General features: G+C 69.1%; 21 protein-coding genes. 10 read left to right on the top strand and 11 right to left on the bottom strand.

Features of this window, described 5'->3' with window-relative positions:
- Window positions 1-26: 26 nt before the first annotated feature.
- The 3 genes from gnd to dnaA form a co-directional block, all read right to left on the bottom strand.
- Window positions 27-905 carry a phosphogluconate dehydrogenase (NAD(+)-dependent, decarboxylating) gene (gene gnd, locus ACX25U_RS17755; protein WP_454393228.1) on the bottom strand — a complete coding sequence of 293 codons (879 nt, stop codon included), beginning with the start codon at window positions 903-905 and terminating at the stop codon, window positions 27-29.
- Window positions 906-1,078: 173 nt separating this feature from the next.
- Window positions 1,079-2,209 carry a DNA polymerase III subunit beta gene (gene dnaN, locus ACX25U_RS17750; protein ID WP_454393226.1) on the bottom strand — a complete coding sequence of 377 codons (1,131 nt, stop codon included), beginning with the start codon at window positions 2,207-2,209 and terminating at the stop codon, window positions 1,079-1,081.
- Window positions 2,210-3,299: 1,090 nt separating this feature from the next.
- Window positions 3,300-5,231 carry a chromosomal replication initiator protein DnaA gene (gene dnaA / locus ACX25U_RS17745; RefSeq protein WP_454393224.1) on the bottom strand — a complete coding sequence of 644 codons (1,932 nt, stop codon included), beginning with the start codon at window positions 5,229-5,231 and terminating at the stop codon, window positions 3,300-3,302.
- 375 nt (window positions 5,232-5,606) lie between these two features.
- On the opposite strand from dnaA, the gene rpmH reads away from it, so the two are divergent.
- The 9 genes from rpmH (at window position 5,607) to ACX25U_RS17700 (ending at window position 12,397) form a co-directional block, all read left to right on the top strand.
- On the top strand, window positions 5,607-5,744 hold the full coding sequence (gene rpmH, locus ACX25U_RS17740) for a 50S ribosomal protein L34 (protein WP_003956500.1): 138 nt from the start codon (window positions 5,607-5,609) through the stop codon (window positions 5,742-5,744).
- Window positions 5,745-5,765: 21 nt separating this feature from the next.
- Window positions 5,766-6,137: a ribonuclease P protein component gene (rnpA, locus tag ACX25U_RS17735; RefSeq protein ID WP_454393222.1), complete on the top strand. Its 372-nt coding sequence runs from the start codon at window positions 5,766-5,768 to the stop codon at window positions 6,135-6,137.
- The gene (gene yidD / locus ACX25U_RS17730) at window positions 6,134-6,487 is read left to right on the top strand and encodes a membrane protein insertion efficiency factor YidD (protein ID WP_454393220.1); all 354 of its coding nucleotides are present in this window, start codon (window positions 6,134-6,136) and stop codon (window positions 6,485-6,487) included. The genes rnpA and yidD overlap by 4 nt, the downstream gene beginning before the upstream one ends.
- 3 nt (window positions 6,488-6,490) lie before the next feature.
- Window positions 6,491-7,765: a membrane protein insertase YidC gene (gene yidC / locus ACX25U_RS17725; protein ID WP_454393218.1), complete on the top strand. Its 1,275-nt coding sequence runs from the start codon at window positions 6,491-6,493 to the stop codon at window positions 7,763-7,765.
- A 15-nt stretch (window positions 7,766-7,780) separates the two neighbouring features.
- Complete coding sequence (locus ACX25U_RS17720; RefSeq protein WP_454393216.1) at window positions 7,781-8,293, top strand: Jag family protein; 513 nt, start codon at window positions 7,781-7,783, stop codon at window positions 8,291-8,293.
- A 114-nt stretch (window positions 8,294-8,407) separates the two neighbouring features.
- A complete protein-coding gene (rsmG, locus tag ACX25U_RS17715; RefSeq protein ID WP_454393214.1) occupies window positions 8,408-9,124 on the top strand; it encodes a 16S rRNA (guanine(527)-N(7))-methyltransferase RsmG in 717 nt (238 codons plus the stop codon).
- Window positions 9,125-9,376: 252 nt separating this feature from the next.
- Complete coding sequence (locus ACX25U_RS17710; RefSeq protein ID WP_454394340.1) at window positions 9,377-10,450, top strand: ParA family protein; 1,074 nt, start codon at window positions 9,377-9,379, stop codon at window positions 10,448-10,450.
- Window positions 10,447-11,565: a ParB/RepB/Spo0J family partition protein gene (locus ACX25U_RS17705; RefSeq protein ID WP_454393213.1), complete on the top strand. Its 1,119-nt coding sequence runs from the start codon at window positions 10,447-10,449 to the stop codon at window positions 11,563-11,565. Before ACX25U_RS17710 ends, ACX25U_RS17705 begins: the two co-directional genes overlap by 4 nt.
- Before the next feature lie 214 nt (window positions 11,566-11,779).
- Window positions 11,780-12,397: a GNAT family N-acetyltransferase gene (locus tag ACX25U_RS17700; protein WP_454393211.1), complete on the top strand. Its 618-nt coding sequence runs from the start codon at window positions 11,780-11,782 to the stop codon at window positions 12,395-12,397.
- Window positions 12,398-12,490: 93 nt separating this feature from the next.
- Here ACX25U_RS17700 and trxA read toward each other — a convergent pair whose 3' ends face one another.
- The 7 genes from trxA to ACX25U_RS17665 all read right to left on the bottom strand — a co-directional run bounded on the left by trxA (window position 12,491) and on the right by ACX25U_RS17665 (window position 22,292).
- Window positions 12,491-12,823 (bottom strand): thioredoxin, encoded by a 333-nt coding sequence (gene trxA, locus ACX25U_RS17695; protein WP_112466332.1) that lies wholly within the window; start codon window positions 12,821-12,823, stop codon window positions 12,491-12,493.
- A gap of 52 nt (window positions 12,824-12,875) precedes the next feature.
- Window positions 12,876-13,847, bottom strand: coding sequence for a thioredoxin-disulfide reductase (gene trxB / locus ACX25U_RS17690; protein WP_454393208.1), 972 nt, complete (start codon window positions 13,845-13,847; stop codon window positions 12,876-12,878).
- A gap of 196 nt (window positions 13,848-14,043) precedes the next feature.
- Complete coding sequence (locus ACX25U_RS17685; protein ID WP_454393206.1) at window positions 14,044-14,931, bottom strand: anti-sigma factor family protein; 888 nt, start codon at window positions 14,929-14,931, stop codon at window positions 14,044-14,046.
- Window positions 14,928-15,653 (bottom strand): RNA polymerase sigma factor SigM, encoded by a 726-nt coding sequence (sigM, locus tag ACX25U_RS17680; RefSeq protein WP_454393204.1) that lies wholly within the window; start codon window positions 15,651-15,653, stop codon window positions 14,928-14,930. The genes ACX25U_RS17685 and sigM overlap by 4 nt, the downstream gene beginning before the upstream one ends.
- A 28-nt stretch (window positions 15,654-15,681) precedes the next feature.
- Window positions 15,682-17,406: a protein kinase family protein gene (locus tag ACX25U_RS17675; protein WP_454393202.1), complete on the bottom strand. Its 1,725-nt coding sequence runs from the start codon at window positions 17,404-17,406 to the stop codon at window positions 15,682-15,684.
- A gap of 118 nt (window positions 17,407-17,524) precedes the next feature.
- Window positions 17,525-19,858 (bottom strand): murein biosynthesis integral membrane protein MurJ, encoded by a 2,334-nt coding sequence (gene murJ, locus ACX25U_RS17670; RefSeq protein WP_454393200.1) that lies wholly within the window; start codon window positions 19,856-19,858, stop codon window positions 17,525-17,527.
- Window positions 19,859-19,904: 46 nt separating this feature from the next.
- Complete coding sequence (locus tag ACX25U_RS17665; protein ID WP_454393198.1) at window positions 19,905-22,292, bottom strand: DUF6049 family protein; 2,388 nt, start codon at window positions 22,290-22,292, stop codon at window positions 19,905-19,907.
- Between the two features lie 298 nt (window positions 22,293-22,590).
- Here ACX25U_RS17665 and ACX25U_RS17660 point away from each other — a divergent pair, with 298 nt between their 5' ends.
- Window positions 22,591-24,063, top strand: coding sequence for a CCA tRNA nucleotidyltransferase (locus tag ACX25U_RS17660; protein WP_454393196.1), 1,473 nt, complete (start codon window positions 22,591-22,593; stop codon window positions 24,061-24,063).
- Window positions 24,064-24,180: 117 nt separating this feature from the next.
- Here ACX25U_RS17660 and ACX25U_RS17655 read toward each other — a convergent pair whose 3' ends face one another.
- Window positions 24,181-25,443, bottom strand: coding sequence for an MFS transporter (locus ACX25U_RS17655; RefSeq protein ID WP_454393194.1), 1,263 nt, complete (start codon window positions 25,441-25,443; stop codon window positions 24,181-24,183).
- Between the last annotated feature and the right edge of the window lie 87 nt (window positions 25,444-25,530).

Here is a 25,530-nt window from a genome sequence, read left to right as displayed (position 1 = left end):
CGGTGGTCCTGTGGACTGCTTCTTCCCTACGGCTTCTTCTCTACGGCATGGCCGCCGAACTGGTTGCGCAACGCGGCGATCATCTTCATCTGCGGCGAGTCCTCCTGACGCGAGGAGAAGCGCGCGAACAGCGAGGCCGTGATCGCCGGCAGCGGCACGGCGTTGTCGATGGCGGCCTCCACGGTCCACCGGCCCTCACCGGAGTCCTGCGCATACCCCTTCAGCTGCTGCAGATGCTCGTCCTCGTCGAGGGCGTTCACGGCGAGATCGAGCAGCCAGGAGCGGATGACGGTGCCCTCCTGCCAGGAGCGGAAGACCTCGCGGACGTTGTCCACGGAGTCGACCTTCTCCAGCAGCTCCCAGCCCTCGGCGTAGGCCTGCATCATCGCGTACTCGATGCCGTTGTGGACCATCTTCGCGAAGTGGCCCGCGCCCACCCTGCCGGCGTGCACCGAGCCGAAGTCGCCCTCCGGCTTGAGCGCGTCGAAGACGGGCCGCACCTTGGCGACGTGCTCCGCGTCGCCGCCGTACATCAGCGCATAGCCGTTCTCCAGGCCCCACACGCCGCCCGAGACACCGCAGTCGACGAAGCCGATGCCCTTCTCGGCCAGCTCCTTCGCGTGCCTCTCGTCGTCGGTCCAGCGGGAGTTCCCGCCGTCCACGACGACGTCGCCGGGCTCCAGCAGCTCGGCGAGCGCGTCGATCGTGATCTGGGTGGGCTCGCCGGCCGGGACCATCACCCAGACCACGCGCGGGCCCCGAAGCTTGCCCACAAGCTCCTCCAGGCTGTGGACATCCGCGAGGTCGGGGTTGCGGTCGTATCCGACGACGGTGTGGCCCGCGCGGCGTATCCGCTCGCGCATGTTGCCGCCCATCTTGCCGAGGCCGACGAGACCGAGCTCCATCAGTTGCGTTCCTTAGGTTGCACGACGTGGCGTTCAGGCACTTTCGTACCCGCGTCCGAGCCTAAACCCGGACGCTCGCGCACATCCGTGGGCATACGCGCTCATACGTATGCCCGCGCCTGAGGCCCGCCACCTGCGGAAATCCGCTCGGCTCGTCGGCCCGGCCCGGCCGATCAGCCGCTGAGCCGTACCGGCATGATCAGGTACTTGTAGGCCTCGTCCGCCTCGGCGTCCACCGCCGGCTTGCCGCTGAGCAGCGCGGGCTTGGTGGACGTCGTGAAGGACAGCTGCGCCACCGGGGAGTCGATGGCGCTCAGGCCGTCCAGCAGGAACGTCGGGTTGAAGGCGATGGAGATGTCGTCGCCGTCCAGCTGCGCGTCCACCCTTTCCACAGCCTGTGCGTCGTCGCTGGAGCCGGCCTCCAGGATCAGCACGCCCTGCTCGAAGCTCAGCCGCACCGGGGTGTTGCGCTCGGCGACCAGGGCCACGCGCTTGACGGCCTCCACGAAGGGGGCGGTCTCGATGACGGCGACCGAGTTGAACTCCGTCGGGAACAGCGTCCGGTACTTCGGGAGGTCACCCTCCAGCAGACGCGTGGTCGTACGTCGCCCCGCACCCTCGAAGCCGATCAGACCCTCACCCGCGCCGGAGCCGGACAGCGCCAGGATCACGCTGTCGCCGCTGGTCAGCGCCTTGGCGGTGTCCAGCAGGGTCTTGGCGGGCACCAGGGCGACCGCGGAGGCGTCCGGGTTCTCCGGCTTCCACAGGAACTCGCGGACCGCGAAACGGTAGCGGTCGGTGGAGGCCAGCGTGACCGTGTCGCCCTCGATCTCGATGCGGACACCGGTCAGGACGGGCAGCGTGTCGTCGCGGCCCGCCGCGATGGCGACCTGCTGCACGGCGGAGGCGAAGACCTCGCCGGGGACCGTGCCCGTCGCGTTCGGCATCCGCGGGAGCGCCGGGTACTCCTCCACAGGCAGTGTGTGGAGCGTGAAGCGGGAGGAGCCGCAGACCACCGTGGCCCGTACACCGTCTGTGGAAATCTCCACCGGCCGGTTGGGCAGGGCACGGGAGATGTCGGCGAGCAGGCGGCCGGAGACCAGGACCGTGCCCTCCTCCTCGACCTCGGCCTCCACCGACACGCGCGCGGAGACCTCGTAGTCGAAGCTGGACAGGCTCAGCTGGCCGTCCTCCGCTTTCAGCAGCAGGCCGGCGAGAACAGGCGCCGGCGGACGGGCCGGGAGGCTGCGTGCCGCCCAGGCCACTGCCTCCGCGAGTACGTCGCGTTCCACCCGGATCTTCACCGTAAGCCGCCTCCTGCTGTTGCTGCTGAGTCGCTGCTGAGTCCTCCGACTCGGTGTCACCGCCCACTGCGACGGGAAGGACACCCGGGACCAGTCTGACGCACGGCACTGACAGTAGGTGCCTGTCGGGGTCAAGTCGCTCAGAGGGACGGTCGGGCCCGAGAGGGCGAGTTGTGCACAGGTCCCGCTTCGAAACGAATTCCGCGCTCTCTCTAGTCGGGAGTAGTAGTAGGGGCTGTGGATACGGTGGATAACCACGTTTGCCCAGCTCAGCGCAGAGATTTTGTCCACGGACCCTGTGGGTGGCACCGGTGGACAACTCGGGGGCTCTGTGGAGAACAGGAAGTTCTGCACACCCCGCCCACAGCCTGAGGGTAGTTCTCCCCAGCTGCGTCCCCAGGTTTACCCACGTTTCCCACACCCCAATCCGGCACCTCGGTGTGACGGCTTTCACTCGACGCGGTGAGTGGTCGCTTCCAGTTGCCGAACAGTGGACAGGGCTGTGGAGAAGCCGCCGATCGCTGGGGACAACGGGGCTCAGGCTGTGGGTTGCCGGTGGACAACTCGGTGCGGAGCTTGTGGATCTCCCTTTCGTCCACAGTCTGTGGAGATCGCTCATCCACGGATCCACAGGCTGATGAGCTGGGCTGATGGTCTGTCAACAGCACAGCCTGTGGATGCTGTCTGGACAACTTGGCGGTCCCCAGGATGTGGACGGGAAAAAGTTCCGGAATCTGTGGAGGGGGGCCGTAACCCCGGGACGGATTCGAACAGCGGGGATGGCCCCGAAGGGTGCCGGGCGCGGGGAAGCGGGCGGAGGCCGGGGCGGGCCTGCCGCGAGACCGCGTGGGAGCGGCCCTGAACACCCTGTGCGGCCCTGGGCCCGTCTGGGCCGGCCTGCGAACGCTCGGTACGGGCCGATGGCGGTACGGGCCGACAGGGCGGTGCGAGGGGATTCCGGCGTGGTCTCCGCCCGTTCCGTTGCCCTGGCCCGGTTCGGCGCGACGAAAGGGCACGTCGGGAGGCCCGGGTATGACGAGGGGGCGTCCCGGGATCACCGGGACGCCCCCTCGCGCCGTACTGCCGCTCCTCAGCCGTTCTTGATGCGGTTGGTCAGCTCCGTGACCTGGTTGTAGATGGAGCGCCGCTCGGCCATCAGCGCGCGGATCTTGCGGTCGGCGTGCATGACGGTGGTGTGGTCGCGGCCGCCGAACTGCGCGCCGATCTTCGGCAGCGACAGGTCGGTCAGCTCGCGGCACAGGTACATGGCGATCTGCCGGGCGGTCACCAGGGCGCGGCCGCGCGAGGTGCCGCACAGGTCCTCGACCGTGAGACCGAAGTAGTCGGCCGTGGCCGCCATGATGGCCGTCGCCGTGATCTCCGGGGCGGTGTCCTCGCCGCCGGGGATGAGGTCCTTGAGGACGATCTCCGTCAGGCCCAGGTCCACCGGCTGCCGGTTGAGCGAGGCGAACGCGGTCACCCGGATCAGCGCGCCCTCCAGCTCGCGGATGTTGCGCGAGATCCGGGAGGCGATGAACTCCAGTACCTCCGGCGGGGCGTTCAGCTGTTCCTGTACCGCCTTCTTGCGCAGGATGGCGATGCGCGTCTCCAGCTCGGGCGGCTGGACGTCGGTGATCAGGCCCCACTCGAACCGGTTGCGCAGCCGGTCCTCCAGGGTCACCAGCTGCTTGGGCGGCCGGTCGCTGGAGAGCACGATCTGCTTGTTGGCGTTGTGGAGGGTGTTGAAGGTGTGGAAGAACTCCTCCTGCGTCGACTCCTTGTCCGCGAGGAACTGGATGTCGTCGACGAGCAGGATGTCCATCTCGCGGTAGCGCTTGCGGAAGCTGTCGCCCTTGCCGTCGCGGATGGAGTTGATGAACTCGTTGGTGAACTCCTCGGAGCTGACGTACCGCACGCGCGTGCCCGGGTACAGGCTGCGCGCGTAGTGCCCGATCGCGTGCAGCAGGTGCGTCTTGCCGAGCCCGGACTCCCCGTAGATGAACAGCGGGTTGTAGGCCTTGGCCGGCGCTTCGGCGACGGCGACCGCGGCGGCGTGTGCGAAGCGGTTGGAGGCACCGATGACGAACGTGTCGAAGAGGTACTTCGGGTTCAGACGCGCGGTCGGTTCGCCGGGTCCGGTCGCCGGTGCGGGCTGTGCGGCGAGTGGGCCGGGGGCGCCGGTGGTGGGCAGGTTCGGGCCCACGGGACCGCCGCGGTGCACCTGGCCGGAGCCGGACGGCGGCTCGCGCAGTTCGCGGCGGCCGGTGTCGCGCTGGTCGTAGTCGGGGCGGGACGGGTCGTACGGCGGGCGGTCCATCGGCTGCGGACGGTAGTCCTGGGCCGGCACCGACGGAGGGTAGGAGTCCTGCGGGCCGTAGGGGTCCTGTGCGGAGGGGGAGGCGTACGGGTCCCGCTCGGGGAAGCCGAGCCGCTGCTGCTGCCAGCCGTAGTCGTCCTGAGCGCGGCGGGGCCAGGCGCCGCGCTCAGGACGCTGGTAGTCGGCGTACTCCGCGGGGTAGGCGGGGCGTGCGGTCGGGAGCGGGTCGGAGTCGTCGGTCGGCTGGGGGCCGGAGCGCGGGGGCGGCAGCTGGTCGCCTCCGGTGCCCGGGAGCCGGTCGGCGCGGCCGGGGCTGTGACTGTCGGGCCGGCGCCGTCCGTAGGCCTCGTACCCGCCCTGGCCGGTGGGCAGCTCCTGCTCCTCGTAGCGCGGCGCGGGTGCGGGCGGCGCGGCGGCCTGGTGCTCGCCGACGGAGCTGTCGACGGTGATGGCGATGCGGATGGGGCGGCCGCATTCGCGGCTCAGCGTCTCGCTGACGACCGGGGCGAGGCGCCCCTCGAGGACGCCCTTGGCGAACTCGTTCGGCACGGCGAGCAGGGCGGTGTCGGCGACCAGCGCGAGCGGCTGGCAGCGCCGGATCCAGTGTTCGTCCTTGGTCTCGACGCCCTGTCCGCGGCCGTCGCCGAGAAGCTGTTCCAGGACTCGTGGCCACACTGCGGCGAGATCGGCAGGTACGTCAGCCACAGGGCACGCTCTCTCACGGGTCCCACGAACGTGTGGTTCGGGACGGGTCGGTATCTATTCGGGTGGGGCGGGGGACAAGGGAACGAATCGGAGTTCGGCCACGGTAGTCAGCGCGGCGGGTACGGTTCAAGTTGTTGTCCCCAGGCTGTGGACAGTGTCTCTCCGTGTCCTGCGGTTTGACCGGATGGCGCCGCCGCGCGTACCGTAACGAGGTCGAGTTGTCGATGGCTGCTGCCGCCTGCCTCCGATGGGCACAGATCGCGTCAAGGTGATCGGTAAGCGGTGCACTCGGGCGTAACTGCGAGCTGCTCGTGGGCGCACGGTGACAGCCAGGACGGCACCCCGCCATTACCGATTTCTTTCTGGAGCCCCCGAGTGAGCAAGCGCACCTTCCAGCCGAACAACCGTCGTCGCGCGAAGACCCACGGCTTCCGGTTGCGTATGCGCACCCGTGCCGGCCGCGCGATTCTCGCGTCCCGCCGCAGCAAGGGTCGCGCCCGTCTGTCCGCCTGATCCCGGTCAGGTCATGACGTCGTGCTGCCCACCGAGAACCGGCTGAGGCGGCGCGAGGACTTCGCGACCGCGGTACGACGAGGGCGCCGGGCCGGACGCCCGCTCCTCGTCGTCCATCTACGTAGCGGTGCCACGGACCCGCACGCGCCTGGGGAGAGCGCTCCTCCGCCGCGTGCGGGTTTCGTCGTGAGCAAGGCCGTGGGCGGCGCGGTCGTACGCAACACGGTGAAGCGCAGGCTTCGTCATCTGATGCGTGACCGGGTCGCCCTGCTGCCCCCCGGTAGCCTGGTAGTCGTACGAGCGCTGCCCGGTGCGGGCGACGCCGACCACGCACAGCTGGCCCGAGACCTGGATGCCGCCCTTCGACGACTGCTGGGAGGGGGCGCGCGATGAAGTACCCGCTGCTGGCTTTGATCAAGCTGTACCAGTGGACCATCAGCCCGTTGCTCGGGCCGGTGTGCAAGTACTACCCGTCGTGTTCCCACTACGGGTACACGGCCATCGACCGCCATGGTGCGATCAAGGGGACGGCACTCACTGCCTGGCGGATCCTGCGCTGCAATCCGTGGTCGCTCGGTGGTGTGGACCATGTCCCGCCGCGCAAGCGTCCGCGGTGGCACGAAATGCTGCGTGGCGCCTGGCGCGCACGCAAGGGCGGGCCCTCCGCCGCCGAAACGGCCACCGACGGGGACGTCCCGCCGAGCCCGGCCGCAGAGACCTCGTCCCATGCCCAAGGAGCATGATTAGTGGACACGATTGCCAGCCTCTTCAGCTTCATCACGACACCAGTTTCCTGGGTCATCGTCCAGTTCCATACGGTGTACGGCGCGATCTTCGGCCCTGACACCGGATGGGCCTGGGGCCTGTCCATCGTGTCCCTGGTGATCCTCATCCGTATCTGCCTGATCCCGCTGTTCGTGAAGCAGATCAAGGCGACGCGCGCGATGCAGACGCTCCAGCCGGAGATGAAGAAGATCCAGGAGCGCTACAAGAACGACAAGCAGCGTCAGTCCGAAGAGATGATGAAGCTGTACAAGGAGTCGGGTACCAACCCGCTCTCCTCGTGCCTTCCCATCCTGGCGCAGTCCCCGTTCTTCTTCGCCCTGTACCACGTGCTGAACGGCATCGCTTCGGGCAAGACCATCGGCGTCATCAACGACCAGCTGCTGGCCAGCGCGCAGAAGGCGCACATCTTCGGCGCCCCGCTGGCCACGAAGTTCATGGACAGCCAGTCCAAGGTCGCGGAGCTCAACGCCTCGTTGGTCGACGTGAGGATCGTCACCGCGGTCATGATCGTCCTGATGTCGGCGTCGCAGTTCTACACGCAGCGCCAGCTGATGACGAAGAACATCGACACGACGGTGAAGACGCCGTTCATGCAGCAGCAGAAGATGCTGATGTACGTCTTCCCGGTCATGTTCGCCGTCTTCGGCATCAACTTCCCGGTCGGTGTCCTCGTCTACTGGCTGACCACCAACGTGTGGACCATGGGCCAGCAGATGTACGTCATCCACAACAACCCGACCCCGGGTTCCAAGGCTCAGGCGGCGTACCTGGAGCGGCTCTTCAAGCACGTCTCGCACCACGGCAAGACCCGCAACCGCCGTGACAGGGCCATCGTCAAGGCGATCGTCGTCAAGGGCCGCGACCGCAACGAGTTCGAGCGCAAGTTCATCAACGGGCTGAACAAGGCCGGCCTGGAGGCCCAGGCCGATGGCTCCGTGGTGAAGAGCGAGAGCGCTGCCGCCGTGCAGTCCGAGGACGGTACGACCACCACTGTCACCGCCCCGCGGCGTCAGCAGCCCAAGCGGCAGAGCAAGGCCCAGCGCCAGTCGGGTGCCGCCAAGCCGGCCGGTGACGCCGAGGCGTCACCGTCGCTGAGCAAGTCCGACCAGCCGCAGGACGCCCCGCCCGCAGCCGCCGACAAGGCCGCCGCGAAGCCCGGCAACGGTACCCGCAGTAGGGCCCAGTCCGGCCAGCGCAAGGGTCCGCAGCGGCCCAAGTCCCCGTCCAAGAAGTAAGAAGGAGCCCATCCCGTGACGGAAGGCACCACCTCCGCCGCTGCCGAGGGCGCAGACGCCCTGACCCGCCTGGAGCAGGAGGGCGAGATCGCGGCGGATTACCTCGAGGGCCTGCTGGACATCGCCGACCTCGACGGTGACATCGACATGGATGTCGAGGCCGACCGCGCCTCTGTCTCGATCATCAGTGACACCGGCAGCCGTGATCTGCGGAAGCTGGTCGGCCGTGACGGCGAGGTGCTGGAGGCGCTGCAGGAGCTCACGCGGCTGGCCGTGCACCGGGAGACCGGTGACCGCAGCCGTCTGATGCTGGACATCGCCGGCTACCGCGCCAGGAAGCGTGCCGAGCTGTCCGAGCTGGGTGCCAAGGCCGCGGCCGAGGCCAGGAGCAGCGGCGAGCCCGTGAAGCTGAAGCCGATGACCCCGTTCGAGCGCAAGGTCGTGCACGACGCGGTCAAGGCCGCGGGCCTGCGCAGTGAGTCCGAGGGCGAGGAGCCGCAGCGCTTCGTCGTCGTGCTTCCCGCCTGAGCGGTCCCACGTTCCACCGGCCCCGTCTGCCTGCAGGCGGGGCCGTATTTGTCAGCCTGGTAGTTCTGGTGGTCGGCGCTGGTCGCGCTGATGTGGTACGGAAGGACGGTCCCCGTGACGGAGGCAGCGGAGCTCCCCCCTGCGCCCGAGCAGGCACGTGATGTATTCGGTGATCGCTTCGCGGATGCGGTCCGGTACGCCGAGCTACTGGCCGAGGCAGGGGTGCAGCGAGGGCTCATCGGCCCGCGTGAGGTACCTCGTCTGTGGGAGCGGCACCTGCTGAACTGTGCGGTGCTCTCCGAGGTCGTGCCCGAGGGGGTGACGGTGTGCGATGTCGGCTCGGGCGCCGGCCTGCCGGGCATTCCCCTGGCGTTGGTCCGGGAGGACCTGAAGATCACACTGCTGGAGCCGCTGCTGCGGCGGACCAACTTCCTCACCGAGGTCGTCGAGCTGCTGGGGCTCGATCACGTCACGGTCGTCCGTGGGCGGGCCGAGGAAGTGATGGGCAAGATCCCGCCGGTGCATGTGGTGACCGCCCGGGCGGTCGCCCCACTGGACCGTCTGGCCACCTGGGGCATTCCGCTGCTGCGTCCTTACGGCGAGATGCTCGCCCTCAAGGGGGACACGGCCGAGGAGGAGCTGAAGAGCGCGGCCACGGCACTGACCAAGCTCGGTGCGGTGGAGACATCCATCCTGCATGTGGGTGAGGGAGTCGTGGATCCTCAGTCCACCGTCGTGCGGGTCGAGGTCGGGGAGAGCCCGGGCGGTGTGCGCTTCGCGGCCAAGCGTGCGAAGGCGGCTCGGACGGGACGGACGCGACGGCGCCGGTAGACGGATGTACTCCACACAAGCTGCCAAACCCATGCATGACGGAGTGTCGCGACAGTTCGGCCGTGGACGCTGTGCATCGTGTTTCACGTGAAACGTCGCTCACTGCTGCACGGCATCATCAACCGTGGCCGCGCTGCGGCCCACCCCCGCGACCGCAAGCCGCTTGGTTCACTCGGACAGGGAACGGAGTTGTCCACAGAGGTGGATTTCTCCACAGAACGACAGACCTCACTGGTTCACGACCCCGAAGGCATGGGAGGCTCTGTTCATTGCGAGCCTGAAGTCGAGGAGAGTGAATCCTTGCGGTCCGACGCCAACATTGCGGGACCGATGACCGATCCGGTCCCCGGTCCCCGTACCGAGTCGACGGGGGAGGATGTTTCACGTGAAACACCGCCCCCTATGGACGACACTCCCATCGGTCGTGCTGCCCAACTGGCGGTCGAGGCTCTAGGCCGCGCCGGCGAGGGCCTGCCCCGGCCCGAACAGACCCGCGTCATCGTGGTCGCCAACCAGAAGGGTGGCGTGGGCAAGACGACGACGACCGTCAACCTTGCCGCTTCGCTGGCTCTGCATGGCGGCCGCGTCCTGGTGATCGACCTCGACCCACAGGGCAATGCATCCACCGCGCTGGGCATCGACCACCACGCGGAAGTCCCTTCCGTCTATGACGTGCTGGTGGAGAGCAGGCCGCTGGCCGAGGTCGTCCAGCCCGTCCCCGATGTCGAGGGTCTCTTCTGTGCCCCCGCCACGATCGATCTCGCCGGTGCGGAGATCGAGCTGGTGTCCTTGGTGGCGCGGGAGAGCCGACTGCAGCGGGCGATTCAGGCCTACGAGCAGCCGCTGGACTACATCCTCATCGACTGTCCGCCCTCCCTCGGCCTGTTGACGGTCAACGCTCTGGTCGCCGGTCAGGAGGTCCTCATCCCGATCCAGTGCGAGTATTACGCGCTGGAGGGCCTGGGGCAGCTGCTGCGCAACGTCGACCTGGTGCGGGGGCACCTCAACCCCGCCCTGCATGTGTCGACGATCCTGCTCACCATGTACGACGGCCGGACGCGCCTTGCGTCCCAGGTCGCCGAAGAGGTGCGCACCCACTTCGGTGACGAGGTGCTGCGGACGAGCATCCCCCGCTCCGTCCGTATCTCCGAGGCGCCGAGCTATGGGCAGACGGTGCTGACTTACGATCCAGGATCGAGCGGTGCCCTCTCCTATCTTGAGGCGGCACGAGAAATCGCGCTGAAGGGTGTCGGAGTCAGCTATGACGCCACGCACGCCCACATCGGCGCACAGAGTGATCCAAGCATGGTGGAGGGGATTCAGTGAGCGAGCGACGGAGGGGGCTGGGTCGTGGTCTCGGCGCACTGATCCCTGCTGCCCCGACCGCAGAGAAACCGTCGGCCCCGGCGGCCGTGGGAGGCGCTGCCTCCACGTCGCCCGCGGCCGTCCCGATGCTGACCGGCGACCGTGGTGACCGGGGGGTGGCGGCGGCGAAGGTGACCATGCTGCCCTCTGTTTCACGTGAAACGGAGGAGTCGTCGTCGAGCAGCGCGGCGGAGGCTCCTGTGGCTCCGATGGGCGCGCACTTCGCCGAGATCCCCTTGGACTCCATCACGCCGAACCCGCGCCAGCCGCGTGAGGTCTTCGACGAGGACGCGCTGGCCGAACTCGTCACCTCCATCAAGGAGGTCGGGCTCCTCCAGCCCGTCGTCGTACGGCAGCTCGGCCCCGCACGCTACGAGCTCATCATGGGCGAGCGGCGCTGGCGGGCCTGCCGTGAGGCGGGGCTCGAGGCGATCCCGGCGATCGTGCGGGCGACGGACGACGAGAAGCTCCTCCTGGACGCCCTGCTGGAGAACCTGCACCGGGCCCAGCTGAACCCGCTGGAAGAGGCGGCCGCCTACGACCAGCTGCTGAAGGACTTCAGCTGCACGCACGACCAGCTGGCGGACCGCATCGGCCGCTCACGTCCGCAGGTCTCCAACACCCTGCGGCTGTTGAAGCTCTCGCCGGCGGTGCAGCGCCGGGTCGCTGCCGGGGTCCTCTCAGCGGGGCATGCGCGGGCGCTGCTCTCGGTAGAGGACTCCGAGGAACAGGACCGGCTGGCCCACCGGATCGTTGCCGAGGGCCTGTCGGTACGGGCGGTCGAGGAGATCGTCACCCTGATGGGGGCGCGGCCGAAGTCGGCGCCACGTTCCAAGGGCCCCCGTGCCGGGGCTCGGGTCTCTCCGGCCCTGTCGGATCTCGCCACTCGTCTGTCCGACCGTTTCGAGACCCGGGTGAAGGTCGACCTGGGGCAGAAGAAGGGCAAGATCACCGTCGAGTTCGCCTCCATGGAGGACCTGGAGCGCATCCTCGGCACGCTGGCTCCGGGCGAGGGTCCGGTGCTGCAGAAGGGCCTTCTGGACGGCGGGGTGGAGGAGACGGAGTCGGACGCCTGAGGTCCCGTTCGGGGAGGGTGCCGAGTCGACTGTTCGGCGGGAGCGGGCCATGTCCGGTGTGTACCGAAACAGGGCCCGCTCTTTGTTTTCAGTCGGTATCGACACAATCGCATCCTGGTTACGATGCGTTCGGATATGCGCATCCATCCGTCGGCACCTGTGATGGACGCCCGCTCATGACGCTTGAGGGTGAAGGAAGCGAGGAACAGCCTTCATGGGCCGTAGGCTCGTACCGCTCACGCTGGACAACCTTCAGGACCTTCCCAAGCGCTGTCGTGCGTGTGTCTTCTGGGAGCTGGACCCCGTCAGTGGCGAAGCCGCGGTGAAGGCGGGCACGCCCGCACTGGAAAAGGAAGCGTGGATCTCCGCCGTCCTGCTGGACTGGGGCTCCTGCGGCCGGGTCGTCTACGTCGACGACGTACCCGTGGGCTTTGTGCTCTACGCTCCCCCCGCCTACGTCCCCCGTTCCGCGGCGTTCCCCACGAGTCCCGTCTCGCCGGACGCGGTGCAGCTGATGACCGGCTTCATCATGCCGGGCTACCAGGGTCAGGGGCTGGGTCGAGTGATGGTCCAGACGGTCGCGAAGGACCTGCTGCGGCGGGGCTTCAAGGCCATCGAGGCATTCGGGGACGCCCGCTGGAAGGAACCCGCCTGCATGCTCCCGGCCGACCATCTGCTGGCCGTGGGGTTCAAGACGGTCCGGCACCACCCCACCCACCCGCGGCTGCGGCTGGAACTGCGGTCGACGCTGTCGTGGAAGGAAGACGTGGAGATGGCGCTCGATCGGCTTCTGGGAGCGGTGCAGAAGGAACCGGCGCTGCGGCCGCTGTAGAGGAGCCGCCTTACACGAATGGGCCAACCCCGCAGGGTTGGCCCATTCGTGTTTCACGTGAAACATGCGCCGTCGTCACGACGGCCTGCCACGTCACTCGGCGATGAAGTCCTCGAGGTCACGTACGATCGCGGCCTTCGGCTTGGCACCCACGATGGTCTTGGCGACCTCGCCGTTCTGGTAGACGTTCAGGGTCGGGATGGACATGACGCCGTACTTGGCGGCCGTGTTCGGGTTCTCGTCGATGTTGAGCTTGACGACCTCGATCTTGTCGCCGTACTCGGTGGCGATCGCCTCGAGGGACGGAGCGATCTGGCGGCAGGGACCGCACCAGGCGGCCCAGAAGTCCACCAGGACGGGCTTGTCGCTCTTGAGGACGTCCTGTTCGAAGGTGTCGTCGGTCACGTTCTTCAGGGTGCCGGCCACGGCGGGCTCCTTAACTGGTCGTGCGTGGGGTGGGGCGGGGTGGTTGGGGGTCTCAGACGGTGGACTTCTCGGGCTCGGCCTTCTGCTCGTTGTCCGCGAGGGCGGCGAGGAAACGCTCAGCGTCCAGGGCGGCGGAGCAGCCGGTGCCGGCGGCGGTGATCGCCTGGCGGTAGGTGTGGTCGACCACGTCACCGGCGCCGAAGACACCGGTGACATTGGTGCGGGTGGACGGCGAGTCGACCTTCAGGTAGCCCTCCTCGTCCAGGTTCAGCTGGCCCTTGAAGAGCTCGGTGCGCGGATCGTGGCCGATCGCGATGAACAGGCCCGTCACCGGCAGGTCCGAGAGCTCGCCGGTCTTGACGTTGCGCAGCTTCAGACCGGAGAGCTTCTGGTCGCCCTGGATCTCGGCGACCTCGCTGGCCCAGACGAACGTGATCTTCGGGTCGGCGAAGGCACGCTCCTGCATCGCCTTGGAGGCGCGCAGAGTGTCCCGGCGGTGGACCACGGTGACGGACTTGGCGAAACGGGAGAGGAAGGTGGCCTCCTCCATGGCGGTGTCGCCGCCACCGATCACGGCGATGTCCTGGTCCCTGAAGAAGAAGCCGTCACAGGTCGCGCACCAGGAGACACCCCGGCCGGTGAACGCGTCCTCGTTCGGCAGGCCGAGCTTGCGGTGCTGCGAGCCGGTGGCGATGATGACGGCCTTCGCCCGGTGCACCGTGCCCGCCGTGTCCGTGACGGTCTTGATCTCACCGCTGAGGTCGACGGAGACGACATCGTCCGGGACGAGCTCGGCTCCGAAGCGCTCGGCCTGCGCACGCATGTTGTCCATGAGCTCGGGGCCCATGATGCCGTCGCGGAAGCCCGGGAAGTTCTCCACATCGGTGGTGTTCATCAGCGCGCCACCCGCGGTGACGGCGCCCTCGAAGACCAGCGGCTTCAGCGACGCGCGCGCGGTGTAGAGCGCCGCCGTGTAGCCGGCGGGCCCGGAGCCGATGATGATCACGTTACGGACGTCGCTCACGGCTTGATTCCTCGTCTCTGGACTGTGTCGTACGGCCGGTGGGAGCCCTGTCTCACAGCTCTCACCCGATCCAACGGATCCTACGGGGCACGCATTCCCTCTGTGCCCGGGCACACAGGGGCGCGTCAGCGTACGGAATACCACGGGGCGCGAGGACCAAGCGTGCGCGCTCAGGAAACGCGCGTAGGAGTGCCGGTTAACGCGCGTAGGAGTGTTTCAGCAGGACCTTGGGCGTGGCCGCGGGGTGCCGGACACAGCTCGCGTCGACCAGGTAGGCCATGACGTGGGTGCTGTCGCCAGAGGAGTCGGGCAGCACGACGAGATAGGCGTCCTTGCCGTCGTAGGTGCCCGCCTGGGCGGCGAGCGGGGCGCCGGAGTCGCTGATGCCCTGCCGGACGCACGAGGGAACCGTGACGGCGGGTGTCTTCAGAACCTTCGGCTTACCGGTGCCCGGAGCGGGGTCCACGCCGAAGCTGCGCGGGGCACGGGTGTCTCCCGGCGCTTTCTGTGTCTTCTGGAGGAGGTTCGCGACCTGGGCCTCGAGCGTTCCCGCGGAGAAAGTGCCCGCGGACGCACTCGGCCGGCCGTGAGCCGTGGTGTCGGAACCCTTGTCGTCGTGCAGGGTCGCCACCACCACGGAAGCGACTCCCAGGGCGGCCACGGTGAAGGCGGAGCCCAGGACGGCGATCCTGCGGCGTCCGCGGCGGGTGCGGAGCTTGCGGCCCGGTCCGGTGCTGGAAGCGCGAGCACTGCCCGAGGGACGGTCCGCCACTGATGTTTCACGTGAAACATGCGTACCGTTGACGACGGCGCCGGGCTCAGTGTCCTTGGCGGTCTCTGCGGCCTCAGCGGCGAGGGCAGCATCAACACGGTCCACGATGTCGCCGGGCATGTCCGGTGGTTCCGGGAGGGTGCCGAGCAGGCCACGGATCTCCTCCAGCGACGTGTGGACATCGGCGCACAGCTCGCACTCGCCCAGATGCCGTCGGAGGTCCGTGGTCCGGGAGGGGCCGAGAAGTCCCTCGGTGAGGTCGGAGATCTCCGTGACGTCCGGGTGCCCGGCCGCGTCCGTCGTGGTTGTCACGCTCGCCCACCTCCGCCCTTCACAGCAGCTGAATCGCTTGGCCCCGTGCCCTGCGTGCCCGCGCCCTCAGGACCCGCTGCCGGTGGGACGGATGTCCCCTGCGCCCGGTTCCGTCCCGTGCCCGGTTCCTTCTCGTCATCGGTGTTTTCCGGCCGTAGATGGGTGAGCAGCGGCAGGAGTCTTGCTCTGCCCCGGGCACAGCGGCTCTTCACCGTCCCGGTCGGCACATCGAGGATGCGCGCGGCCTCGGCGACCGGATACCCCTGCATGTCCACGAGCACAAGCGCGGCCCGCTGATCGGGCGGCAGGGTGCCCAGCGCCTCGACGAGCTGCCGCTGCACGTCGTTCCTCTCGGCGGGCGCCGAGGCCGACTCGTGTGGTTCCAGCAGCTGCTCCAGACGCTCGGCGTCGTCCACCGATGAGGTCTTCCGCGAGGCCGCCTTGCGGACGCGGTCAAGACAGGCGTTCACTGTGATCCGGTGCAGCCAGGTCGTGACGGCCGACTGCCCCCGGAAGGTGTGGGCGGCTCGGTAGGCCGAGACGAACGCGTCCTGCACGGCGTCGGCGGCCTCCTCACGGTCGCCCAGCGTGCGCAGGGCGACCGCCCAGAGCCGGTCGCGGTGGCGCCGTACGAGCTCACCGAAGGCGTCGGGATCGCCCTCCACATGGCGGGCCAGGAGGTCCTGATCGCTTGCGTCGCCGTATGCGGTGCCGTCCGCCACCGGGACCCCTCCCCCCTCGCGTCCGTGCTCAGCCGGTGAACTTGAGGTCCGTCATGGCCTGCTTGAATCCCGGGTCGCTGTACGCGTCACCTGGGGCGTACGGCAGGGCGGTGAACCACACCAGCACGTACTGGGTCTTCACCGGCTTGGCGACCTTCACCTGGGCGGTGGTGCCGGTCGTCGTCACGGACCCCAGCTTCGCCATCGAGGTGATCGGCACCGACGAACTCATCGAGTCCGTGCCGTACAACGTGACGGTCGTGTGGTCTCCGCCGAACAGGAGCCCTATGGACGCGGAGGAGACCTCCTGCACCGAGCCGAGGTCGTAGACGATGCCGACACCGGGTTTGAAGGCCGGGTTCATGTCCGGTCCGTCCGTGTAGCTGGCAGTACGCCAGTACGTCGAGCTGTTCCCGTCGTATGTCTTGCCGACGTCGGCGGGGTGCTGGGCCGCACCCTTCGCGACGTACTCCTGCGCACCGTAGATCTTGAGCGGCTTGGCCGGCTTCGGCTGTTTGTCGTTCTTGTCGTTGTCTTCCTGTGTCTGGGTCTGGGTGTCGTTGCCGGACTTGTCGCCCTGGCCCAAGAGAGCGTCCGCGAGCTGCCAGCTGCCCAGGCCCAGGGCGGCGATGAGCAGTGCCGAGACGGCCCACTTCAGGGCCTTGCCGGTGCGGCTCTGCAGTGGGGGCGGCGGGGCCGGCACCGGCTGGGTGACGCCGGGGTGCGGCACCGGACGGCCGTACGTGCCCTGCTGGTACGAGGTGTGCTGGTACTCCGGCGGCGCGGTGAACGTCGGCTCCGGAGGACGGATGCGCGGCATCTCGCCGATGGCCTTGACCAGTTCCTCCGGCGTGGTGCACGCCGCCTCGTGCCGGGAGGCGGTGGCGCCGTCGTTGGCGAGGGCGCGCATGGCGAGTTCGGACAGGCCGCGGTGGACGCCCGCGCGCACCTGGTCCGGGGCGATGAGGCCGATGTCCTTGGGCAGGCCGGACAGGCCGTAGGCGTCGTTCTCGTACGGCCAGCGCTGGGTGAGCGCCGCGTACAGCAGGGCACCGATCGCCTCGGTGTCGGTGCGCTGCGGGGTGTCGGAACTGACGCCGCGCAGCGCGGCGTTCACGGCCAGGCCGCGGATGCGCCACTGGCCGGTGGAGGTGCGCAGCACGGCGTTGGGGTTCAGCCGCAGATGCGCGAGGCCCTCGCGGTGCGCGGCGGCCATCGCGGAGGCGATCTGGCTCACCAACTGGTAGGCGTCGTGCGGCTCCAGAGGCCCGGAGGACAGCAGCGTGGTCAGCTCCGTCGCGTCGGGCAGCCACTCGTGGACGACGTAGACGAGGTCGTTCTCCTCGACGGCGTCGAGGACCTGCACGAAGCGGGGGTCGCCGAGCAGCGCGGAGGAGCGGGCCGCGGCCAGCACGGACCGGGCGCGTGCATGGTCCGCGGGCAGGATGTGCACCCCGACGGCGCGACGGAGTTTCTCGTCCACCGCTCGCCAACTGCTGAATCCGTCCAGACGGGTGACGCACTCCTCGAGACGGTAGCGTCTGGCCAGCTTGTGACCGCTGTGCAGTTCGGGAGGTGAAGCCTTCTTTCCGGGGCTCCCGGTCCTGCCGCTCCCCTGCGCCTCGTCGTTGTCCGTGTCCCGCTCCCGGTTCTGGGCCACCCCGTCGGACGTGGACTGGTCCGCCTTGGCGGTCAGCGACTCCTCGCCGCTGTTGTCTGCCACGTCGACGGCAGCCGTACTCCGTTCCGCCACCGTCGCTCCTGCCTCCCCATCCATCGCGCGCTGTCCGACGCCGAAACCAATTGTGCCCACAGTCCGCCGCTATGCACGACACACGGCTGCGGACGATGGTTGTGCGTCTACCCCCGCCTCAACGCCCCAGGCGCCCGCGGACCATGCCCACGAGCGAGTTGACTTCCTCGATGCGCATGCGGCGGGCGGCGACGAAGAAGATGCCGAGCAGCAGGGCTCCACCGGCCAGCAGCGCGGCGAACGATCCCACGACCCCCTGGCCCAGCGTGTGGCCGATGCCGTAGCAGGCCGCGCCGCTGACCAGTGCCGCCGGCACCGAGGCGATGCACAGCCGGGCGTACGTCCGCACCACGTGCGAGCCGTCCAGGTCGCCGCCCAGCCGCTTGCGCAGCCGCCGCCAGGCGACACCGACGCCGATCGCGTACGCGAGACCGTAGGCGGCGGCCATGCCCGCAACGGCCCAGCGGGCCGGCAACAGGAAGTAACACAGGACCGAGGCAACCGCGTTGACCGCGGCCACGATGACCGTGTTGTAGAAGGGCGTGCGGGTGTCTTCGTAGGCGTAGAAGGCGCGCAGGACGACGTACTGCACGGAGTAGGGGATCAGGCCGAGGCCGAAGGCCATCAGCATGTAGCCCATGTTGGTGGCCTCACTGATGCCCGAGGAGCCGAAGATCAGCGTGCACATCGGGATGCCGATCGAGAGAAAGCCGAAGGCGATGGGCACGATGGCGACGGCGGTGGTCCGCAGGCCCTGGGAGATGTCGTCGCGGACGGCGCCGCTGTCGTCCTCGGCGGCCGAACGGGAGATCCGCGGCAGCAGGGCGGCCATCAAGGAGACGGTGATGATGGCCTGCGGCAGGCCCCAGATCAGCTGGGCGTTGGCGTACGCGGCGAAGCCGGTGCCGTCTACGCCGGAGTGCTTGCCCGCCGCAGTGGAGAGCTGTGTCACGACGATCGCGCCGGCCTGGTTGGCGAGCACGAAGAGGAGCGTCCACTTGGCGAGGGCAGCGGCCTTCCCGAGGCCGTGGCCCCGCCAGTCGAAGCGCAGCCGCAGGCGGAACCCGGTCTCGCGCAGGTAGGGGATCATCGCGAGGGCCTGGACGACGAGACCCAGCAGGATGCCGATGCCGAGGAGCCGCTGGCCTTCCGCCGGGATGTTCGTGACCTTCATGCCGGAGTGGGCGGCGGTGCCATACACCCAGATGAACATGCCGAGCGTCACGATGATGACGATGTTGTTCAGGACCGGCGTCCACATCATCGCGCCGAACTTTCCGCGGGCGTTGAGGATCTGGCCCATCACCACGTGGACGCCCATGAAGAAGATCGAGGGCAGGAAGTAGCGGACGAAGGTGATGCCGACCTCGTTGGCCGCCGGGTCGCCCGCCACTGACGGGGAGAGAAGGTGAATCAGAAGTGGCGCGGCGAGCATCGCGAGTGCGGTGAGCGCACCCAGTGCCACCATGACGAGGGTCAGCAACCGGTTGGCGTATGCCTCGCCCCCGTCGTCGTCATCCTTCATGGCGCGCACGAGCTGGGGCACGAAGACGGAGTTGAGTCCGCCGCCGACGGTCAGGATATAGATCATCGTCGGCAGCTGGTAGGCCACTTGGAAGGTGTCGCCGAGCACACCGATGCCGAGTGCCGAGACGATCAGTGCGGAGCGGATGAATCCGGTGAGGCGGGAGACCATGGTGCCCGCCGCCATGACGGCGCTCGACTTCAGCAGGCCCGATGCCTTCCCGCCCTTCTTCGCCGGGGCGGGAGCGGGCGCGGACACGGCCGCTGGGGCTGCGGCCTCGGCAACGGCCGGTGCGGGGGCGTACGGGCCCATCGGCCCCTGACCGGCGGCCGGGGCCGGGGCGGGGCCGGGAACCGAGGGGGCTCCGATCGGTGGGCGCCCGTCGGACTGCTGCGGGGGCTGGTAGCCGTGCTGCCCGGGGTCCGGGTAGCCGTAGCCGCCCTGGCGCGTGTCCTGGTAGCCGCCCTGCTGCTGGTCCCGGAAGAGGTGGGCGAAGGCATCCGGCTCCTGGTGGTTCTCGCCGGAGTGGCTGACCAGGTCGTCGACCCCGACGAACTGTGTGGTGCGGGGGTCCTCGCCGTGCGGCAGGTACTGGGCGGCGCCCGACGGCTCCGGCGGCGGAGTCTGCGCCCACACCCGCGGGTCGGGGGCGTACGGCGACTGCGGGGGCCGCCCGTAGAGCGGCTGCTGCGGCCCGTACGTGCCGGGGGGCGGCGGGGGGTGCGCGGCGCGGTCGTACAGTGCCTCGTCGACCGGGTCCTGGGCGGTGAGGTCCTGCGCTCGGTAGGGGTCCTCGTCGTAGGCGTCCTGGAGGTACATGTCCGCGGGCGGCTGCGGCGGCACCTGACCGTGCTCGGGCGGCGGGGCGTCGGGGCTGTCCGAGCCGCCCACGGCCCGGCCGCGGTCACCGTCGTACGGCGCGTTCATGGATTACCCCACCTCATCGTCCCGGGCCCTCCGGGCCACGACATCCTCAACGGTCCACTTTCTCACCCGCGCCGGACGGGCCGGCGTTTCCCGCTGCGGTGTCCGATGTCGGGTCACTCGGCTGCTTTGGGGCGTCGTCTTCCGGCTCGTCCGCGCTCTCGCCGGTCCCGTCGGCGCCGCCCCCACCACTGTCAGCGTCCGTGTTCTCGTCGTCCTCGGCCGTCTCAGCGCCCTGTGCGGCCTCCCGGGCCGCCGCCCGCTTGCGCTGGGTGTACATGCGGAAGCCGGCGAGGACGAGCAGCAGGACACCGCCGCCGATGACCAGCATCACCGTGGCCGTGATCTCGGTGACCTTCACGTCGAAGGTGACGGGCGCCCCGTACTCCCGGCCGTCCTGCGTATAGAGCTGGGCGACCACCGTCACCGGGCCGTTGGCGTTGGCCGATGTGGTGAACTTCACGGACTGGCTGTGCCCGCCGGAGACCGCGACGGGCTGCTCCGAGTAGGCCTTGCCGCGGATCTTGAGACGGGTGGGGTTGGTCGAGGTGAGCCGCAGCACCAGGTGGTCGACACCCTGCACCAGGTTGTTCTGCACGGTCACCGGGATCGTGGCGCTACGGCCGGAGAGCTTCGTCTCCGACTTGTCGATCAGCTTGACCTGTTCGGAGAGGTCGTCGAGGTACGCCTCCACGCCGTCCCGGAAGCGCTCCGCCTCGTCGGCCCGGCCGCGCCACGCCGTGGACATCTCCCGGTTCATGGCGCGTCCGAAGGGCGTGACGACCCGGGACTCGTCGGTCAGGACGACCTTGAAGTTGTCGACCTTGTCCCGCGTTCTGGCGATCGCCGCGAAGGCGGAGCGGCCCAGTTCCTTCTTGCGCAGCGAGGAGGGGTAGTCGGCGGTCGACGGCACCTTCGTGGTGGCGCCGGGGTCCGGCGCGGCCTTGGCGGCCGCGGTCAGGTCCTGCGACTGGGACCAGGTGCTCTGCTGGAGGGCCGTCAGCGCCTGCGCCATGGCCTGGGCCTGGTGCGCGGTCGGCATGCGCTGCGGGGCCACGACGATGCTGCGCTGCTTGTTCGTCTGGTCGTGGAGCTCCAGGCTCTGGGCGAGGAACTGCTGCACGGCGAGTGTGGTGGTGCCGGCCCGCGACATGTCGCCCTCGAACGCCGTCGACAGACGCTCGTCCGCGACGACCGCCGTGGTGCCGCCGCCGATGGGACGGGCCGCGGAGGGCGTGTAGGTCATGTCGCCGGTCTCCTGCAGACTGTCGCTGCGCGCGATGACCTTGTCGGCGCCCGCGGAGGTGGCGACCTTGACGATCGAGGGATCCACGGCGCCGTCCACGGGCCAGGCGAAGTCCGTGCTCGGTTTCACATGGAGCACCGTCTCCACCGTGCCGGCGGCGACATCGGTGGCGTCCTTGAGCTGGCTCAGCGAGCCGGTCACGCTCGTGCCGCCGTGGGCGAGGGAGGCCAGGTCGGGGTCGGCGAAGGGCAGTGCCACGACCTCCTTGCCCGCCACCGCCTGCTGCAGCTCGGTGAGCCACCGCTTGGCGACCGCCTGACGGGTGCCCGGGGTGGGCGTGCCGCCGTCGGTCTGGATGCGGTAGTTGCGGGTCATGGCGTCCACGGACGCCAGCAGGTCGGGGTCGATGACCCAGGTGACGTCGAGGTCCTTGCCCAGCGACAGCATCTGCTCCAGGCGACCGCCGGGAGCGATGTCCTTGGCCAGGTCCTCGTTGAGGAAGACCGGCGTCTGCTGGGCGCCGGGGCCCGTCTCGGCGGTCATGCGGACGTTGGACACGAGCGGCCACAGGTAGGTCGTCTTCGTCTTCGTGTCCGCATCGGTCGGCTGCCACGGCAGGAACGTGTGCTGGATGCCCAGGACCTGCTCCCAGGGCTGTGCGGAGGTCTGGCCGGACAGCGAGACGGAGAACTCGTAGACCCCGTCCGAGCCGAGGTTCAGCCTGTCGACCGGCACGGAGATGTTGAAGTGCTCGGCGACGCCCGGGGCGAGTTCGGTGAACTTCTGGACGTACTTGCCGCCGACCTCGGAGCCGTCGGCGCCCGGCTCGAACGCGGTGCGCCGGGCCACGGCGTCGATCGCCGAGCGGGTGTCCAGTTCCTGACCCACGCGCAGGCCCACGTGGGCGTCGGTGACCGCCTGCTTGCCGTTGTTCGTCACGGTGCCCGAGACGGTCAGCGTGTCCCCGTCCGAGGGCACGCTGGGGCTGAGGGAGTCGAGGGAGACGGCCACCGTGCGTGAGCCCGACGCGGCCCGGAGGGAAGCCTGGCCGACGGCGTGCGCGGCCGGCGCGGCGGGCAGCTGGAGCAGTCCGGCCAGCAGGGGCGCCCCGACGAGCAGTGCTCCGGCACGCCGCAGCAGGCGGCGGGCAGGTGAGGGACAGGTCCCCTGGAAGTCTGCCGCCTCGGCCACGCGCTCGCCCGTCCCTCGTCGTCAGTGGTCGTCGGAATGTGCGTCCACGCATGGTAACGATGCGCGCCGAAGGGAAGTGCCACGGAGGCGGCCATACGATCATGGGACGCCGACAGCTGCCCGGGATATGCGTGTATCCGGGGATGCTGTTCGTTATGTCACAAAGGCTGGTCTTGGGCGGGTGATGAGGAGCCTGCCGCCGCGTCTTGTGGGGTGTCGTCCCCGCGCGCCGGCCGGGTGTTCCCGCAGGAACAATGACGGCGCGGCCGGCCACCCGGGCCACGTACTCTTTTCTGTTGTGCCGAACGCCAACGAAGACACTTCCTCTGCTCTGAACCAGGTGCAGCAGCGCGCGGTGAGCGAACTGCTGCGGGTGGCCCCCGTCGCCGACGACCTCGCGCGCCGCTTCCAGGAGGCCGGGTTCTCCCTCGCCCTGGTCGGCGGCTCGGTCCGGGACGCGCTGCTCGGCCGACTCGGCAACGACCTGGACTTCACCACCGACGCCCGTCCCGAGGACGTACTGAAGATCGTGCGGCCGTGGGCCGACGCCGTGTGGGATGTCGGGATCGCCTTCGGCACGGTCGGGGTGCAGAAGCAGGCCCGCGTCGGAGACGCCGATCGATGCTTCCAGATCGAGGTGACCACCTACCGGTCGGAGTCCTACGACCGCTCCTCACGCAAACCCGAGGTGTCGTACGGCGGCTCCATCGAGGAGGACCTCGTCCGGCGTGATTTCACCGTCAACGCGATGGCCCTGGCGCTGCCGGAGAAGACGTTCATCGACCCGCACGGCGGCCTCGCGGACCTCGCGGCGCGCGTGCTGCGCACTCCCGCCACGCCAGAGGAGTCCTTCTCCGACGACCCGTTGCGCATGATGCGGGCCGCGCGTTTCGCCGCCCAGCTCGACTTCGAGGTCGCTCCCGAGGTCGTCACGGCGATGAAGGAGATGTCCGCACGCATCGAGATCGTCTCGGCCGAGCGGGTCCGGGACGAGCTGAACAAGCTGATTCTGTCGGCTCACCCGCGCAAGGGCCTGACCCTGTTCGTCGACACCGGTCTCGCCGACCATGTCCTGCCCGAACTGCCGGCCCTGCGCCTGGAGAGCGACGAGCACCACCGGCACAAGGACGTCTACGACCACACGCTGATCGTCCTGGAGCAGGCAATGGCGCTGGAGGAGGGCCCCGACCTGACCCTCCGCCTGGCCGCCCTTCTGCACGACATCGGCAAGCCACGCACACGCCGTTTCGAGAAGGACGGCCGGGTCTCCTTCCACCACCACGAGGTGGTCGGCGCGAAGATGACCAAGAAGCGCATGACGGCGCTGAAGTACTCCAACGAGCTGGTGAAGGACGTCTCCCGTCTGGTCGAGCTCCACCTGCGCTTCCACGGCTACGGCACCGGCGAGTGGACGGACTCAGCGGTCCGCCGCTACGTCCGTGACGCGGGCCCGCTGCTCGACCGGCTCCACAAGCTGACCCGCTCGGACTGCACCACCCGCAACAAGCGCAAGGCGGCCGCGTTGTCCCGGGCGTACGACGGTCTGGAGGCGCGCATCGCCCAGCTCCAGCAGCAGGAGAAGCTCGACGCGATTCGCCCGGATCTCGACGGCAACCAGATCATGGAGATCCTCGGCATCAAGCCTGGCCCGGCCGTCGGCAAGGCGTACAAGCACATGCTGGAGCTCCGCCTGGAGAACGGGCCAATGGGGCACGACGTGGCGGTGGCGGCCCTCAAGGAGTGGTGGGCCGAGCAGGACGGGCTGAGCTGACATCACGCGGTGGGGTCATGTTTCACGTGAAACATGACCCCAGGGAGAACACCGAGGAGCGATGTTTCACGTGAAACATCGCCCCCCTTCATCGAAGGGTCGTTGATGATGTGACGCCTATCGGCGTTCGAAGCCGGCCATGGTGGCCGCAACCGCTGCGTAGATGACAGCGACCGTGATCACCAGCGCGGTCGAGCGGCCGTCCGGTGGCAGCATCAGCGTGGCGACGCCCGCGGCGCCCACGAAGGCGACGTTGAACAGCACGTCGTACACGGAAAAGATCCGGCCGCGAAAGCCGTCGTCGACCGCGGACTGCACCACTGTGTCCGTGGCGATCTTCGCGCCCTGAGTGGTCAGCCCCAGGACGAACGCCGCGACCAGCAGAGGGCCAGTGGTGAACGGCAGACCGAGGGCGAGTTCGAGGACCGCCGCGCAGCCGGCGCACACGGCGATCCAGCGGGCGGGCCCGAGCCGCCCCGCCGCCCACGGCGTCACGACGGCCGCCGCGAAGAACCCGACGCCAGAGAGCCCCAGCGCCAGCCCGAGCAGGCGCAGCCCACCCTTCGTGTTCGAAGTCAGGCCATAGCGGCACAGCATCAGCACCATGACGGTCAGAGCGCCATAGCAGAACCGCATCAGTGTCATCGACGCCAGCGCCCGTACGGCCTCCCGGCGCGGTGGTGCGGCGAGATGCCGTATACCCGCCATCAGGCCGCGCGCGGTGCCGGTCAGCGCCGCGCCCAGCCGGGGGTGGATCGAGCCCCGGTCGGGGCCGAGCAGTTCTGGGCTCATGAGGAGCGAAGTGAGTCCCGCGCACAGATAGAGGGCGGCCCCCAGCAGCACCACGGCCGCGTCGGAGTCCGCGCCCAGCAGCCGTACGAGGAAGGCGAGACCGCCACCCGCGAACGCGGCCAGGGAGCCGGCGGTCGGCGACAGGGAGTTGGCCATCACCAGCCGCTCGGCGTCGACCACGCGCGGCAGCGCGGCGGACAACCCGGCCAGGACGAAGCGGTTGACGGCGGTGACGCACAGGGCGGAGACGTAGAACAGCCAGTCCGGTACGGCGGCGACCATCAGCACCGCGGTGGCGGCCGCCATCACCGCGCGCACCAGATTGCCGTAGAGGAAGACCTGGCGGCGCCGCCAGCGGTCCAGCAGGACGCCGGCGAACGGGCCGACCAGGGAGTACGGAAGCAGCAGTACCGCCATCGCGGAGGCGATCGCGGCGGCCGAGGTCTGCTTCTCCGGGGAGAAGACGACGTATGTGGCAAGCGCGACCTGGTAGACCCCGTCCGCGCCCTGGGAGAGCAGCCGCACGGCGAGCAGGCGTCTGAAGTTCCTCAAGCGCAGCAGAACGCGCAGGTCACCGACGACGGGCATGGGGCACAGCCTCACGTACGGCAGGCCCCCGGAAGCACGCACGGTGCGCCCGGGGGCCCGGCAGCCCTGGCAGGAGCGGTTTCAGAA

It is taken from the genome of Streptomyces sp. JNUCC 63 (assembly GCF_054366325.1).
Note: the sequence above shows the minus strand (reverse complement) of the source record. Positions and strands in the feature narration are given on the sequence as shown.

Bases quoted from the DNA above. Each gene is read 5' to 3' on its own strand.
- gnd (WP_454393228.1), bottom strand. From the start codon at position 905: ATGGAGCTCGGTCTCGTCGGCCTCGGCAAGATGGGCGGCAACATGCGC.
- yidD (WP_454393220.1), top strand. From the start codon at position 6,134: ATGAAGTACCCGCTGCTGGCTTTGATCAAGCTGTACCAGTGGACCATC.
- ACX25U_RS17710 (WP_454394340.1), top strand. From the start codon at position 9,377: ATGGGAGGCTCTGTTCATTGCGAGCCTGAAGTCGAGGAGAGTGAATCC.
- ACX25U_RS17700 (WP_454393211.1), top strand. From the start codon at position 11,780: ATGGGCCGTAGGCTCGTACCGCTCACGCTGGACAACCTTCAGGACCTT.
- murJ (WP_454393200.1), bottom strand. From the start codon at position 19,858: ATGAACGCGCCGTACGACGGTGACCGCGGCCGGGCCGTGGGCGGCTCG.
- ACX25U_RS17655 (WP_454393194.1), bottom strand. From the start codon at position 25,443: ATGCCCGTCGTCGGTGACCTGCGCGTTCTGCTGCGCTTGAGGAACTTC.